Raw genomic sequence first — 14386 nt, forward strand, 5'->3', positions numbered from 1 at the left:
AACTTCCCGCCGATGGCTAACTGTCAAGCTAAGGTTTAGCCTTGTGTCTGATGGGACTCATGTTGCTGATGTGATTCATGTTGTTCAGTAGCTGGAGATCCTACGACGCGTACCTACCAACAACCAGGGAGTACCGCCTTGCCGAACCGTCGAACGAAGCCGTCGATCGTTCTCGGTGCTGTCGCACTACTGGCCGTCGCAACCCCCTTTGCGGTCGCAGGCCTCACCGACAGCACGACAACCGGAGTTCGACCGGCCAACGAGACAACCCCGGTCACCGTGCCGACCAAGATCGTCGAGACCGCGCTGAGCTCCGCACCGGACATCGTCATTCCGTTGCAGGAACTCACCGGACTGCCGTTGCCGGATCTGCGGCTCTCCGATCTGAGGTACCTACCGCTGCCGGATTCCATCGTGATCCCGCCGATCGAAATCCCGGACATCCCGGGCCTGACCACGCCCGCGCCGGGTAACGCGACAGCACAGGCACCCGTTCCCCGGGTCGATGCATCCGCGCCGGTCAGTCCCCTGCCCGTGAATCCGGAAGCTGCCGATCCGACCGGCCCGCCGCTCGGTGCCGCCGTCAAGGAAATCAAGCAGGACACTCCCTTCAGCATGGTGGCCCTGACCTCCGAGCAGCTCGACGGTGCAGCCGCTCAGGTTCGCCGGCAACTCGAGGACGGATCCTGGGGCCCGTGGCTCGAGACCGCGCCGGTGGACACCACTGCGAGCGACGCCGTTCCAGCTGCGGAAAAGCAAGGCACCGAACCGATCTTCGTCGGACTGACCAATGCAGTGCAGGTGCTGCTGACGCCGCTGACGAGTAGTGCAGCTCCCGAAAGCTTCGCAACTGCACCGGTTCCCGAGGTTCCGGTCGTCGAGCTGCCTGCTGCCGACGCCCCGGCCGAGGTGCCCGCTGCTGCCGAACAGCCGTTGGGCTACACCCCGGCGTCGTCGAGCACGCCTCTGCGTCAACAGGATCCGGCACCTGTCGATCCCGCGGCACCGGCACCTGCAGTCGAGGCACCTGCAGCAGATCCCGCCCAGCCCGAAGCCGCGCCGGAAGGCACGGTGGATCAGTTGGCTGCTGCGGTCGATGACATCAGTGCCGTACTCATCACCCCCGGCACGTCGCCGGTCGACTCGGCATTGAACGACATCGCCACGCCCGTCGCCGGTGACGCAGGCCCCAAGGTCATCACCCGCGCTCAGTGGGGTGCCGACGAGTCGATCCGTTGCGCCACACCGACTGTCGACGACTTCCTCGGCGGTGCCACCGTGCACCACACCGCAGGCAGCAACGACTACTCCAAGTCCGAATCGGCCGAGATCGTCCGCGCCATCTACGCCTACCACGCGCAGACACTCGGTTGGTGCGACATCGGCTACAACGTCCTCGTCGACAAGTACGGCCAGATCTTCGAGGGCCGCGCGGGCGGCTTGGACAAGCCGGTCCAGGGCGCACACTCGGGCGGGTTCAACGAGAACACGATGGGCATCGCCATGATGGGCGACTACTCCAACGAGGATCCCTCGCAGGAGACCATCGATTCGGTCGGCAAGTTCCTCGGATGGCGACTCGGCAAGGCCGGTCTCGACCCGAAGGGCACCACCACGATGACCTCGGAGGGAACGGATTTCACGTTTGTCGGCCGCGGCCAGAGCGTCGACCTGCCGGTGATCTTCGGCCACCGCGATGTAGGCAACACCGAATGCCCCGGTGACGCCGGATACGCACGACTCGGAGAAATCCGCGACATCGCTGCGGCAAACCTCGGCGGCGGCGGAGATGCCACTCCGGTATCGCCCGACGCTCCCGATACCGCACCCGACACCGCGGTGACCGACCCGGCACCGTCACGCCCGGGCACCGACGCCAGTTCCACTCTGGGCGAGAACATCCCGGCCCTGGTCGCCGAGCTGCAGCGACTGGCGTCGACCAGTCCCGTCGCACAGAAGTGGTTGGAATCGGGCGGAGAAACCGGCTCGCTCGGCGTTCCGGTGAGCGGCCTGGTGCAGGTGAGCGGCGGCCGCGAGAAGGCGCAGTTCGCCAACGGCGAGATCATCACCAACCTGGCCGGTCAGGCCGTGGCCGTCATCGGCAAGATCTTCCAGCAGTACGTGCAGCAGGGTGGCGTAGACGGCATCCTCGGCCTGCCGATCACCGACGAGTTCCGGGTGCCGGAGGGCTTCCGTACCGACTTCGAGAACGGTTCGCTGATCTTCAACGAGCTCACCGGAATCGTCACCACCGTGATCAAGACGTACAACGACACCTACAACGCGGAGATGCAGAACCCCGTCGCGGCGCCGGTGGAACCGGCTCCTGTGCCTGAGCCTGCTCCCGCACCGGAGCCCGCACCCGCGGGCTGAGTTCCGACAGTCGACCAGGGCCGAGTCACCACGGTGACTCGGCCCTTGTCGTGTTCGGATATGCCGGGAGACCCGAGGGTCACCACCAGCGTTCGAGAACCTGTGCCACTCCGTCTTCTGCGTTGGTGACGGTCACCTCGTTCGCCGCCGCGACGGCAGCGGGATGCGCGTTGCCCATCGCCACGCCCAGTCCCACCATCGACAGCATCGGCACGTCGTTGGGCATATCGCCGAAGGCCACGATGTCCTTGACGTCCACCGACAGCGTCTCGGCGACCTTGGCCAAGCCCGATGCCTTGGTGATGCCCGGTGCCGACAGCTCGATGAGTCCGTTGTCGGTGGAGAACGTCAGGTCGGCTCGACCGGAGATCAGCGGGGACAGGATGTCGGCCATGTGTCCGCTGGTGGAGCCGGACAACCGGATCAGCAGCTTGACGGCCGGAACGTCGACCACGTCGTCCTCGGTCATCTCGACGTTGTCCGGGTTCAGCCAGGCGTGCTCGTATCCCGGGGAGCTGACGAACTGCGGTGTGGCCGAGTCGTGCGCCGTCCGGCCCACTCGCTCGGCGGCAAGTCCGCAGCCGGGCAGCGCGCGATACGCGACGTCGGCCAACCACTGCAGCGTCTCGACCGACAGCGTCTCGGCGCTGAGCACGCGATCGTTGGCGGCGTCGTAGATCACCGCACCGTTGGCGCACACCGACATCGGCGCGTATCCCAGCTGATCGACGACGGGGTGGATCCACCGCGGCGGCCGGCCGGTGGACAGCACGAACGGAACTCCGTCGGCCACGACGGCCGAGACGGCGCGCTTGGTGCGCTCGGTGACACGTTCATGCTGGTCGAGCAGGGTGCCGTCGACGTCGCTTGCGACGAGTCGGGGGGCGAGGCGGGTGGTGTTCGGCGCGTTGGTCATCGTGACGTCATTCTGCCCTAGTGTCGAAGCACCCTGTTTTCGACATGCACGTCTTCGATGTGGAAGGAACGGTAGATGACATCTGTGAACCGTCAGATCCGGCTGGCCCACCGCCCGGTGGGACGACCCGACGAATCGACGTGGAACCTCACCGAGGAACCGATTCCCACTCCTGGCGACGGCGAATTCGTCGTCACCGTCGACTACGTCTCTCTCGACCCGGCCATGCGCGGCTGGCTCAACGATGCGCGCTCGTACGTGCCGCCCGTCGGCATCGGCGAGGTGATGCGAGCGCACGCCGTGGGCCGGGTGCTGGAATCCCACCATCCCGATTATGCAGTCGGAGAGATCGTTTCGGGTTCGTTCGGCGTCACCGAGCATGCACTGTCGGACGGCACGGGGGTACAGAAGGTCGACGAATCCATCGCGCCTGCTCCCACCTGGCTCGGAGCACTCGGATTTCCCGGGCTCACGGCCTATTTCGGTCTGATGGACGTCGGCAAGCTCACCGAAGGCGATACCGTGGTGATCTCCGGAGCCGCCGGTGCCGTGGGCAGTATCGCGGGACAGATCGCGAAAGCCAAGGGAGCCACTGTGATCGGCATTGCCGGTGGACCCGAGAAGTGCGCGTGGCTCACCGAAGAACTGGGCTTCGACGCGGCGATCGACTACAAGAACGAGTCGGTGTACAAGGGCCTGAAGGCGGCTGCACCGAAGGGCATCGACGTGTATTTCGACAACGTCGGCGGCGAAATCCTCGACGCGGCCCTCTCCCGACTGCGCAAGGGAGCGCGAGTGGTGTTGTGCGGAGCGATCTCCGGCTACAACGCGACGGACCCGCAGCCCGGCCCGGCGCACTACTTGTCCTTACTGGTCAATCGGGCATCGATGACGGGGTTCATCATCTTCGACTACCTCGATCGCTACCAGGAGGGCATCGAGGCCCTGTCCGAACTGCTCACCAGCGGCAAGATGACCGCGCGCGAGCAGATCGAGATCGGCGGAGTCCCCGCTTTCGGGTCGACCCTGAACCTGCTGTTCGACGGGGCGAACACCGGCAAGCTGGTTCTCGAGGTCGGCGAACGCACCCACGACTCGGAATTATGACGCCGCCTCGTTCGTTGAACCCCACGTATCGACCGATAACGAACTAGGAGAGCAACGATGTCTGCAGCCACCGAAACCGCCATTCTCGCCGGAGGATGCTTCTGGGGAGCCGAAGAGCTCGTCCGCAAGCTCCCGGGAGTGATCTCGACCCGCGTCGGCTACACCGGCGGCGAGGTCCCCAACGCCACGTACCGCAACCACGGCAATCACGCCGAGGGCCTCGAGGTCGTCTACGACCCCACCCAGACGACATACCGGGACCTGCTGGAGTTCTTCTTCCAGATCCACGACCCCACCACCAAGAACCGTCAGGGCAACGACATCGGAGCCAGCTACCGCTCGGCGATCTTCTACCTGAACGACGAGCAGAAGCGCGTCGCCGAGGACACCATCGCCGACGTCGACGCGTCGGGACTGTGGCCCGGCAAGGTCGTCACCGAGGTGACCCCGGCCGGCGATTTCTGGGATGCCGAGCCCGAGCACCAGGACTACCTGCAGAAGTACCCCGAGGGATACACCTGCCACTGGGTGCGTCCGGAGTGGAAGCTGCCGCGTCGGGCCAACGCCTAGGAGCGGCTGCGCCGCATGTGCGCGTTTACTCGTAGCCTGCTACGAATAAACGCGCACATGGGAGCCGAAGTTGCGACACTGATCCGGTGACCTCCGACAGAACTCCTCGGTCGATGGCCGACGTCCTTCGTTCGCCGCGTTTCTGGCTCGCGCCCATTCTGGTGGTGTCGGCACTGATGTCGTTCCTCGCCGCGATGTACCTGGGCGGCGTGCTCGACCCCAGGGGCAATCTGCACGACCTCCCCATCGCGATCGTGAACCAGGACGAGGGCGACACCCTCGCGGGCGAGCAGCGCAACATCGGCAACGACATCGTCGAGGGTCTGCTGCAGAACGTCGATTCGGAGAAGGTTGACTTCCGGGAAGTCGGTCCGGCGCAAGCTCAATCACTGCTGTCGACGGCCGAGGTCTACGGCTCCATCGTCATTCCCAGTGATTTCACCAAGAGAATGGGAATCCTGGCGCAGGCAAGTGTGATTCCCGGGGACGTCGAGAAGCCGATCATCACGGTTTACACCAACCCACGGGCCGGCAGTTTCGGGATGTCACTGGTCACCGGAGTGGCCACGCCCGCATTCGAGTCGGTGAATCAGACCGTCGGTCAACAGATCTCGGATCAAGTTCGCCGGGAGCTCGGCGATACCCCTCTGGCGGGTGCCAGCGCACTCACCCTGGCGCAGCCGATCGATGTGATTGTTGCCCAGCATGATCCACTGCCCGACGGCACTGGCGGTGGCCTGTCTGCGTTCTACTACGCGCTACTGCTCGTCCTGGCCGGATTCACAGGTGCGACCATTGTCAGCACACTCATCGACGGCCTGCTCGGATTCACCCCGACGGAGATCGGCCCCAAATACATCCACCGCGGACTGACGGAGATAAGCCGCTTCCAGACCCTGCTCGTCAAATGGCTCGTGATGTTCGTACTCGCCATGCTCGTCTCGGGCCTGTATCTACTGATCAGCCATGTTCTGGGCATGCCCATCACGCACGCATGGACCCTGTGGATGTACGGCGCATTCGCTATCACCGCCGTCGGTGTCACTGCGCTGGCGGTGATGTCCGCGTTCGGCACGGCCGGGTTGTTGATCAATCTGATCGTCTTCATCATCCTGGCGCTACCGTCGTCGGGCGGCACGATTCCCCTCGAAGCGAGCCCGCCGATCTTCACCTGGCTCGCGCAGTTCGAACCGATGCATCAGATCTTCCTCGGCACCCGCTCGATCCTGTATTTCAATGCCTCACTCGACGCAGGGCTGCTGCACTCGGTGGGCATGACGTCTCTCGGGCTGCTCATCGGACTCGTGTTCGGCGTGGTGTTCACCCGCATCTACGACGGCAAAGGCCTCGACCGAAGCCTCGATTCATCGGGTGCTCACAGCTGACGCCAGTACACTCGACCCAATGCTTGCTGTGAATCCAGCCGGGAGCGTGGCACCCCGACGCACCTTCCACGCTTACCTCGACGTCGCCATCGTCGTCCTCGTACTCGTGGGCACCAACCTCATCGCGCACTTCACCACGGTGTGGGCCAGTATCGCGACGGTTCCGATCGCCGCTGTCCTGCTGGTCGTCCTGGCGAACCGACGCGGTCTGGGATGGGCCGAACTGGGACTGTCTCCGAAGCAGTGGAAGACCGGATCCCTGTACGCACTCGGAGCCGTCGGGGTCGTCCTCACCGTCGTCGCGATCGGCGCGTTGCTGCCACTGACTCGCCCGTTCTTCATGGCCGACCGATACGCAACCGTCTCCGCCGCCATCGTCGCATCGATGATCGTCATCCCCCTGCAGACCGTCATCCCGGAAGAACTCGCGTTCCGCGGGGTGCTGCACGGCACCTTGGGCCGCATCTATGGGGCTCGGGGTGTGTTCGCTGCAGGGTCTCTGCTGTTCGGTCTGTGGCATATCGCGTCGTCGCTGGGGCTGACGGCGGGCAACGTGGGGCTGAGCGGATTTCTCGGTGGCGGGCTGTTCGGGCAGATCGTTGGTATCGCGTTGGCCGTCGTGGCCACTGCGGCGGCGGGTGTCGTGTTCACGTGGCTGCGCAGTCGTAGCGGCAGTTTGATAGCGCCCATCGCCCTGCACTGGTCGTTGAACGGACTCGGTGCGCTGGCTGCCGCTCTCGTCTGGCACGCGTCGGTGAGCTGAACGGCATGAAGGACGAGCTGCACCAGTACCTGCGGATCGCCCGCGAGAACATGCTGTGGAAGCTCGACGGCCTCACCGAATACCAGAAACGGCGGCCGATGACGCCGACCGGTACGAACCTGTTGGGTTTGATCAAGCACCTGTCGATCGTCGAATACGGCTACTTCGGCCCCACCTTCGGACGTGAGTTTCCAGCTCGGTTCGCGGAATTGGAGGCAGCGGCCATGGCCCGGCTGAACTCCGACATGTGGGCCACTGCCGACGAATCGACCGAATCCATTGTCGCCCTGTATCGCGAGGCCTGGAAGTACGCAGACAGGACCATCGAAACGAACGACCTCGACACTGTCGGACGCGTCCTGCACTGGCCCGTCGAGAAGCAGGAAGTAACCCTGCACCGCGTGCTCGTGCACCTCGTGGCCGAAACCAACCGGCACGCTGGGCATGCGGACATCGTGCGCGAACTCATCGACAACGCCGTAGGCCTACGACTCGGCAACGAAAATATGACCGACGGCAACGAAGCCTGGTGGGCCGCATATCGAGCCGAGCTGGAAACCGTTGCCAGAGACGCCGACTGAGCGCATCGCCTGACGTCAGGGTCCACCAACGCCTATCACACCCCACCGACAGGTTCCGATTCGCGAATCCTTATGCAGGACAACATTTTTCTGTTCAACTTTGGTTGCCAGTCGAACGCGCGTTCGATACACTGGCTTCCATGACCACGGAGATCTGGCAACTGAGCGAGAGCGAACTGCTCGCCGACGCCGCCGCGGTCTCCCATCAAATCCAGTTGCTCGAAGCCCGGCGGATCGCTCTCGTCGCCGAGATCGACACCCGCGTGAGCCGGGAGAAACTCGGCTTCCCCGGACCCGCCGGATGGCTGACCTCCACCACCCTGCTCTCACCGTCCAAGGCCACCAAGATCGTCGCCCTCGCCCGCGGCATGTCTGCGTTTCCCGACATCGCCGACGCCGTGAACACCGGTGTCATGTCCGTCGATCACGCCGCGCTGATCCTCACCTTCGCCGAAACCCCACCGGAAAACCTGCCGGAAAAGGGTCGCGATATGGCCCGCGCCGCCTTGATCAAGGCTGCGACCGGGCCCGACGCACGCACCGGCCGCATCCGAGCAGCGATCACCAGACTCGAAGACAGCTTCGGCACCAAGAAACCACCCGCCGAGAACCCCGACCGCAACGAACTCTTCGCCTCCAAGACTTTGAACGGTCGGCTGGTGTTGCAAGGTGATTTCGATGCGATCACCGGCGAGAAGCTGCTCACCGCACTCTCCCCGTTGACCGAACCCCACCCCGCCGCCGACGGCACCCAAGACGACCGCAGCCCCGCCAAGCGCAGAGCCGACGCCTTCGGACACATCCTCGACCAATACCTCGCCTCCAGTGATCGCCCCATCGAAGGTGGTGAACGACCACACCTGAACCTGCACATCCGGTTGCAGGACCTCACCGACCTCCAGAACTGCGGCGGCGAAGACGACATCACCGATGACGAAACCTCACGCGCAGCAACAGAATCCGATACCGACACGGACCCCGTCGATCCGGTCGACATCAACACCGGCGCACCGATGCACCCCGACACGGCAGAACCGGACGCGGCGGATGAACCCGAGGCCGGCAAGGCTGCGGGAGCTGCCGCTGATCGCGGCGCGTATCGGGACCTGTTCGGCGACGGCGCTTCGGTCGGGTGGCTGCCATGGATGGGGCCGCTCTCGCGCAACACCTCCCGCCAGTTGGCGTGTGATTGTGTCCTGACCGCGATCGTGATGGACGAGAACGGCAACCCGTTGAACCTCGCCCGCACCGCCCGCACCGTCACCGCCAAACAACGCAGAGCCCTCACCGCCCGCGATCACGGATGCGCGTTCCCCGGCTGCGGAAAACCTGCCGCCTGGACCGAAGGACACCACATCTGGCACTGGGGCGACGGCGGCCCCACCGACATGAACAACCTCGTCCTACTCTGCGGGTTCCACCACCGACTGATCCACCACAGTGACTGGGAAGTGTTCATCGGCACCGACAACCACCCCTGGTTCGTACCGCCCGCAACCGTCGACCCCTACCGACAACCCCGACCATCCCACGCCCGAGCCGGCCCCCACATCGCCTGAACCCGCCCAAAGACCACTCCAGCCCCGCACCGAGAACACCGGTGCGGAGCTGGAGAAGGTTGGATCAGGAACCAGAAGGAGCGACAGGTGGTGCGGGAGGAGTAGCGCCATCTGCCGGAGCCGGGGGTGCAGGCGCAGTCGCGCCGTCTCCCTCAGCACCCGGAGTCGGCGGCGCAGGCGGCGTCGCACCATCAGCCGGAGCGGGCGGCGTCGCACCGTCTTCCGGTGCGCACAGGGCACCCGGTCCACCCTTACCCGGCCCACTCGGACCTGGGCCACCCTCTCCCGGTCCACCCTTGCCCGGACCACCCGCGGGCGGAGCAGGCGGGGTTTCGCCGTTACCCGGAGCAGGCGGCGTCGCATCATCGGACGGGGTGGGAGCCGTCGATCCGTCGCCGGAGTCCGGAGCGGCCGGCACCGCAGGTGCATCCGACCCGCCACCGCCGTCGGTCCGCTCCCCGAGCGTCGACGACGACGCGACCGTGGACACTCCGGGCGAGACGTCCGGCCCGGTGGCAGCAAATACTGCCGACGCGACAAGCGCCCCTACTGCGAGTCCCGCCGCCGCTGTTGCCACCAGTGGCACACGGCCCTTCGATCGCTTCGGCTTGTTCTGCTGGGGAGCAGCGGGCTCGGCCGGGTTCGAGGCGGCGGGGATCGGCTGGGTCTGATCGTTCACGTTCACTCCTTGTTCGCACTGTCTCGTTCGATTCGTTCTGTCACCGACCCTGCCGCCGCTAGCTGAAGTCACCCTGAAGCTGGGCGCATCTTCAGGATCACTTCAGCTGGTGAGTGACAATCGAGGAATGACATACAGTTCCGCTCCCCGGGTGATGGTGGTGGAGGACTCGCTGCCCATCCGGGAAGCGCTGATGGCGGCATTCGAGGACGCGGGATTCACCGCCGCGTCCTTGCCCGACGGCGACGGCTTCGAAACCACGATGGCAGGCTTCCGCCCTGACGTGGTGATCCTCGACGTCATGCTGCCCGGTGCGCGGGACGGGTTCGCGCTCATCGACGTCGTCCGTCAGAGCAGTGACGCGGGGATCATCATGGTCACCGCGAAGGACCAGCTCCAGGACCGACTGCGCGGTTTGAGCGACGGTGCCGACGACTACGTGGTCAAGCCGTTTCAACTCGACGAGGTGGTTGCCCGAGCGCGATCGGTGCTGCGTAGACGCGGCAGGTCGTCGGACGCAATCCAAGTGGGCGATCTACTCGTGGACGAATCCGCGGGGGTGGTCACCCGCGCCGGCCACGTCCTCGACCTGACGGCGACCGAACTCCGATTGGCAACCTTCCTCGTCGTGCAGCGCGGTCGCACTGTCTCGAAAACGTCCATCCTCGAGTCGGTCTGGGGTTACGGCGCGTACGACGGCAATCTGGTGGAAGTGCACATCAGTGCCTTGCGTCGCAAGATGGAAGCGCACGGTCCGCGGTTGATCCACACTGTCCGTGGCCTCGGATACGCCCTGCGGGCACCGCAGTGAACCGCACACCCACGCCCTCGTTGCGCACCCGGGTGGTCGCCACCGTCGTCGTTTTGTTCGCGGTGCTGCTACTTGTGGTCGGTGCATCGGTGGATGTGGTTCTGGGCCAGCAGCTTCGACGCGATCTCGATGCTCGCTTGAGCGATCGGGCCGACCGAGCGGTCGAACTGGTCGACAGCGGGGTCAGCGCGCAGGACTTGGTGCAAGCCCTGCAGGGTGACGCTATCCGAGTTCGGATCACCACCGCCGACGGAACGGTCTACGGTGTGCCCGGTGGCGAGCCTCCCGCGCAGGGCGATCGGCCCGCGGCACCCAACCCTCCGTCCGGCCCGTCGAATGCGCCCACTCCCCCGGGACCGCCCAATCCGCCTGCCCCACGTTCCGATTCGCTGGAGATCACGAAGCCCCTACCCGACGGATCGACACTGTCACTCCTCGGCGACACCACCGCGATCGCCGATGTCCGCCAACAATTGCGCATTCTGATGGTGGGTGCCGGTGCCGTCACTCTGCTGCTGGCCGCCGCCGCGCTGATCTACGCGGTGAGGCGCGCGTTGTCACCGCTGGACTCGATGACGTCGGTCGCACGCCGAATCACCAACGGCGACAGGGGACGTCGCCTGCTTCCATCGAAGCCGAACACCGATCTGGGGCAAACTGCATCGGCCGTCGACGAGATGCTCGACGCCCTCGAGAACGCCGAGAGCAAAGAGGCTGCTGCAGCGCAGTCGGCGCGTCGAGCAGAGGAGGACATGCGCCGATTCCTGGCCGACGCGGCCCACGAATTGCGTACCCCGGTGGCCGGGATCTCGGCGCTGGCTCAGTCGTTGCAGCGCGACGCCGAGCACCGCCCCGATCGGGTCGGGAGATGGAGCGAGCTGTTGGTCGGCGAATCTGCCAGGGCGTCGCGTCTGGTGGGCGATATGCTCGATTCCGTTCGTGCAGAGAACACTTCGGAGCTGGAGCTGACCGACGCAGACCTCGCCGACGTGGTTCGACGCACCGTCGATCGCGCGGCCCTGCTGTCCCCGCAGGTCCGGTTCGAGGTCGACGGATCGCAACCGGTGCCGGTCAGGGTGGACGTGGGCCGCGTCGAGCAAATTGTCTCGAACGTCCTCGACAACGCCGCTCGTTTCACACCGCCCGGCGGTACCGTCCGAGTGACGACAGGAGCCGATTCACAGGCGTTCGTCACCGTCGACGACGACGGTCCCGGGGTCGACGAGGCGGACCGTGAGCGCATCTTCGAGCGGCTCGTTCGACTCAACTCCGCGCGCGACCGTTCCTCCGGTGGCGTCGGGCTCGGGTTGTCGATCGCGCGGACGTTGGCGCGAGCGCACGGAGGCGAACTCGTCTGTGCCGCAGGGCCTACGGGCGCGAGATTCCGCCTGACACTGCCGAGAGAAGATCGATAGCTACTCGACGATCAGATCCATCAGCAGGCTGTCGTGCCAGCCGGTCGGGCCCTTCTCGTACTTGCGCATGATCCCGACGGGCTCGAATCCGACTGCGCTGTAACAGGCAATCGCTACCGCGTTGTCGGCGGCCGGATCTATCACCAACCGATGATGTCCGAGGTCGACTGTCAGGTATCGCACCAGCGTGCCCACGGCGTCCTTTCCGACGCCGCGGCCGTGCACTGCCGGGTCCAAGAAGATGTCGATCGACGCATGCCGGTACATCGGATCGGTCTCTTCGCCGTACTGGATCAATCCCACTGTTGCGCCGTCCAATTCGACGATCAGACGCTTCTCGTCGGGGTTGTCGAACGGCCAGTTCTCGTCGGCGTCCTCGTCGCCCCACCGCGCGTACACCTCGGGGGTGTGCAGTATTCGGCGTAGCTCCGGCACGTCCTCGACGGTGACGGGTCGCAACACGACCCGTTCACCGCGGAGGTTCATCGCCGTGCTCTACTCGGCCCGCTTGGCCGCACGTGCCGCGAGGTCCTGGGCGTCGAGCTTGTCTGCTTCTTCGAGGGTCGGTGCGCTGCCGCCCAATCGTGCCGGAACCCAGTACGCGCCCGGCTCGTGGTGGTAGCTCTCCTGCAGTTCCAGCAGCATCTTCTGCATCACTGTCCGCAGTTTCTCGGACAGCTCGTTCGGCGGACCGACCGGCGGCAACGGCTCACCGACCGCGATCGAGATGGGAGTGTTGGTGCGGCCCAACCGTTTCGGGTATCCCTTCGTCCACACGCGCTGCGCACCCCAGATGACCGTCGGGATGATCGGCACGCCTGCCTCGATGGCCATGCGCGCTGCGCCGGACTTGAATTCCTTGATCTCGAAGCTGCGGCTGATGGTCGCCTCCGGGTACACGCCCACGAGCTCGCCGTTGCGCAGGCTCTCCACGGCCGACTTGTACGACTCTGCACCTGCTCCACGATCGACGGGGATGTGCCGCAGCGCACGCATGATCGGGCCGGAGATCTTGTTGTCGAAGACTTCCTTCTTCGCCATGAACCGGATGTAGCGCTTCACCCGTCGCGGCGGTAGCCCGGCGTAGGTGAAGTCCATGTATCCGGTGTGGTTGACGGCGATGACGGCTCCGCCGGTGGCAGGGATGTGTTCCTCGCCCTCGACGTCGAATTTCAGGCCCTCGAACGCGAACACTGCACGAGCGATGCCGATGACTGATCGGTAGACGGGTTCCACAGTCCGTTAGCGTAGTCGGTGGACGATGCCGGAGAAAAGGTCCGGGAGATGACAGGTCCGGTCGAAAGCAACGGGGGAGAAACGAAGTGAAGAACAGTGCGGCATCACCACGGCGGACCAGGGTCGTCCGAACCGCGCTGCCGCTGATCGCAACGCTCGCCCTGGTGGGGGCCTGCGATTCCGCAGTCGGACTGCCGTCCGAACAATCCGGGGCGACGAGCAACACCCCCGAGGCAACGACGTCGACGACAACTCCGACCACGGCCTCCGCGACCACCACCACGCCCCCACCGATTCCGCCCGGCCCACCCGTCGGCGAGGTTCCCGGTAACCCCGATGCCGCGATGGCGCTGCGACCGTTCGTGGGCGACCTCACCGGCGGCGGAATCGGCGTCGTCACGGCGCGGTGCTGGACGGTTCCGCCCACCGACATTCCGACGATGTACGTCGACCCCGCGGCCATCCTCGCTGCCGTTGCCGCCCCCGGCGTCGACGGCCAGTACGCGGTGACGTGGACCGGGCCCACCGCGACGGTCAGTGTGAAGCGCAGTGAGATCGCGTCCGGTTACGCGTGCCCCACCGTCTACCCCACCGGCACCGCCCCCGTGTTCGACGCGGCGGACGCGGTTTACACAGTCGATCGCTACCTGGGGCGTCTCGCCGGAATTCCGGTCAACCCCAGCGACGTCGAAGAGACTAATCCACTCGTGTGCGACGCCCGTCAGACCTGGGATGCTCTCGGCACCGGCGTTCCCACTGTCCCGCCGTTGGTGGAGAATCCGAACATCCTGCCCGGCATCACCTCGTTCGATCCCGACAGCGTGTTCGTCACAGGGCAGAACGGCATCTACACCCAGGTCAACGCAGACATCATCGACGCAGCCGGGGTGTACCAGAACCGCACGTTCGTGCTGGCCATCGGCGGCGAGGGTTACTGCATCGGCGACATCGCCTGAGCCTGTTCTACGCAGGAGTGGAGCCTGCGGAACGA

Annotated in this window: 14 protein-coding genes; 10 read left to right on the forward strand and 4 right to left on the reverse strand. The window is 65.4% G+C overall.

Annotation, left to right across the window (positions count from 1 at the left end; translation table 11 throughout):
- Positions 1-138: 138 nt before the first annotated feature.
- Positions 139-2373, forward strand: a complete 2235-nt coding sequence (locus R3P93_RS09630) for an N-acetylmuramoyl-L-alanine amidase (protein ID WP_317532909.1) — start codon at positions 139-141, stop codon at positions 2371-2373.
- A gap of 79 nt (positions 2374-2452) precedes the next feature.
- Here the strand turns inward: R3P93_RS09630 and R3P93_RS09635 are convergent, their stop codons facing one another.
- A complete protein-coding gene (locus R3P93_RS09635; RefSeq protein WP_094638937.1) occupies positions 2453-3289 on the reverse strand; it encodes an HAD family hydrolase in 837 nt (278 codons plus the stop codon).
- Between the two features lie 75 nt (positions 3290-3364).
- On the opposite strand from R3P93_RS09635, the gene R3P93_RS09640 reads away from it, so the two are divergent.
- The 6 genes from R3P93_RS09640 to R3P93_RS09665 all read left to right on the forward strand — a co-directional run bounded on the left by R3P93_RS09640 (position 3365) and on the right by R3P93_RS09665 (position 9254).
- On the forward strand, positions 3365-4396 hold the full coding sequence (locus tag R3P93_RS09640) for an NADP-dependent oxidoreductase (protein WP_317532910.1): 1032 nt from the start codon (positions 3365-3367) through the stop codon (positions 4394-4396).
- A gap of 57 nt (positions 4397-4453) precedes the next feature.
- Positions 4454-4966, forward strand: a complete 513-nt coding sequence (msrA, locus tag R3P93_RS09645; protein WP_317532911.1) for a peptide-methionine (S)-S-oxide reductase MsrA — start codon at positions 4454-4456, stop codon at positions 4964-4966.
- Positions 4967-5079: 113 nt separating this feature from the next.
- Entirely contained in the window at positions 5080-6351 is a 1272-nt protein-coding gene (locus tag R3P93_RS09650) for a YhgE/Pip domain-containing protein (protein ID WP_317533074.1), read from the forward strand.
- Between the two features lie 19 nt (positions 6352-6370).
- Positions 6371-7114: a CPBP family intramembrane glutamic endopeptidase gene (locus R3P93_RS09655; protein ID WP_317532912.1), complete on the forward strand. Its 744-nt coding sequence runs from the start codon at positions 6371-6373 to the stop codon at positions 7112-7114.
- Between the two features lie 5 nt (positions 7115-7119).
- On the forward strand, positions 7120-7695 hold the full coding sequence (locus R3P93_RS09660) for a DinB family protein (protein WP_317532913.1): 576 nt from the start codon (positions 7120-7122) through the stop codon (positions 7693-7695).
- A 140-nt stretch (positions 7696-7835) separates the two neighbouring features.
- Complete coding sequence (locus R3P93_RS09665; RefSeq protein ID WP_317532914.1) at positions 7836-9254, forward strand: HNH endonuclease signature motif containing protein; 1419 nt, start codon at positions 7836-7838, stop codon at positions 9252-9254.
- Positions 9255-9318: 64 nt separating this feature from the next.
- Here R3P93_RS09665 and R3P93_RS09670 read toward each other — a convergent pair whose 3' ends face one another.
- Complete coding sequence (locus R3P93_RS09670) at positions 9319-9933, reverse strand: hypothetical protein (protein WP_317532915.1); 615 nt, start codon at positions 9931-9933, stop codon at positions 9319-9321.
- Between the two features lie 127 nt (positions 9934-10060).
- On the opposite strand from R3P93_RS09670, the gene R3P93_RS09675 reads away from it, so the two are divergent.
- Together R3P93_RS09675 and R3P93_RS09680 are read left to right on the forward strand one after the other, a co-directional pair.
- The gene (locus R3P93_RS09675) at positions 10061-10744 is read left to right on the forward strand and encodes a response regulator transcription factor (protein ID WP_317532916.1); all 684 of its coding nucleotides are present in this window, start codon (positions 10061-10063) and stop codon (positions 10742-10744) included.
- On the forward strand, positions 10741-12159 hold the full coding sequence (locus tag R3P93_RS09680; RefSeq protein ID WP_317532917.1) for a HAMP domain-containing sensor histidine kinase: 1419 nt from the start codon (positions 10741-10743) through the stop codon (positions 12157-12159). Before R3P93_RS09675 ends, R3P93_RS09680 begins: the two co-directional genes overlap by 4 nt.
- Here the strand turns inward: R3P93_RS09680 and R3P93_RS09685 are convergent, their stop codons facing one another.
- Positions 12160-12645, reverse strand: coding sequence for a GNAT family N-acetyltransferase (locus R3P93_RS09685; RefSeq protein ID WP_317532918.1), 486 nt, complete (start codon positions 12643-12645; stop codon positions 12160-12162).
- 9 nt (positions 12646-12654) lie between these two features.
- Positions 12655-13395 carry a lysophospholipid acyltransferase family protein gene (locus R3P93_RS09690; protein WP_317532919.1) on the reverse strand — a complete coding sequence of 247 codons (741 nt, stop codon included), beginning with the start codon at positions 13393-13395 and terminating at the stop codon, positions 12655-12657.
- Between the two features lie 86 nt (positions 13396-13481).
- Here R3P93_RS09690 and R3P93_RS09695 point away from each other — a divergent pair, with 86 nt between their 5' ends.
- On the forward strand, positions 13482-14351 hold the full coding sequence (locus R3P93_RS09695; RefSeq protein ID WP_317532920.1) for a hypothetical protein: 870 nt from the start codon (positions 13482-13484) through the stop codon (positions 14349-14351).
- Positions 14352-14386 lie beyond the last annotated feature (35 nt).

It is taken from the genome of Rhodococcus cerastii (assembly GCF_033042195.1).
Classification (GTDB): Bacteria; Actinomycetota; Actinomycetes; order Mycobacteriales; family Mycobacteriaceae; genus Rhodococcoides.